This window comes from Dietzia sp. SYD-A1 (genome assembly GCF_015356725.1).
Taxonomy (GTDB): domain Bacteria; phylum Actinomycetota; class Actinomycetes; order Mycobacteriales; family Mycobacteriaceae; genus Dietzia.
On record NZ_JADDKI010000464.1, the window covers coordinates 1 to 571 of the forward strand.

Sequence of the window (571 nt, forward strand, 5' to 3'; positions counted from 1 at the left end):
GCCCCGCCGTACGATCCGCGGTTGATGGTGCGGTTGCTGATCTTCGGCTACACCACGGGGGTGCGCTCCTCCCGCGGGATCGAGAAGGCCTGCACCGACATCGTCGCTTTCCGGTGGTTGGCGGCCGGGGCGGCCCCGGACTACCGCGCGATCGCCAGGTTTCGCAAGAGGCACCTGGCCGCGCTGGGCAACCTGTTCTTGCAGGCGTTGGCGTTGTGCCAGGCCGCCGGGATGGTCACGCTTGGACAGGTCGCGCTGGATGGGACGAAGCTGCGGGCGAACGCCTCCAAACGCAAGGCCATGTCGTACGCGCGGCTGACGGACAAGGAGAAGGTACTGGCCCAGGAGGTCTCCGATCTGCTGGCCGCCGCCGAGGCCATCGACAAGGCCGAGGACGCCAAGTTCGGCAAGAACCGGCGCGGGGACGAGCTGCCCGATGAGCTGGCCCGCCGAGAGTCTCGCCTGGTCAAGCTGCGCCAGGCCAAAGCTGCTCTGGAAGCCGACGCCGCCGCCGATGCGGCGGAGAAGGCTGAGGCTAAGGCCCGCGGTAAGGGCGAAGACGAAGACACCG

The 571-nt window shown here is 68.7% G+C and carries 1 protein-coding gene; it reads left to right on the plus strand.

Annotation, left to right across the window (positions count from 1 at the left end):
• The coding region (locus IY392_RS15705) for a transposase (protein ID WP_194861711.1) at window positions 1-571 on the plus strand (571 nt) is incomplete at both ends.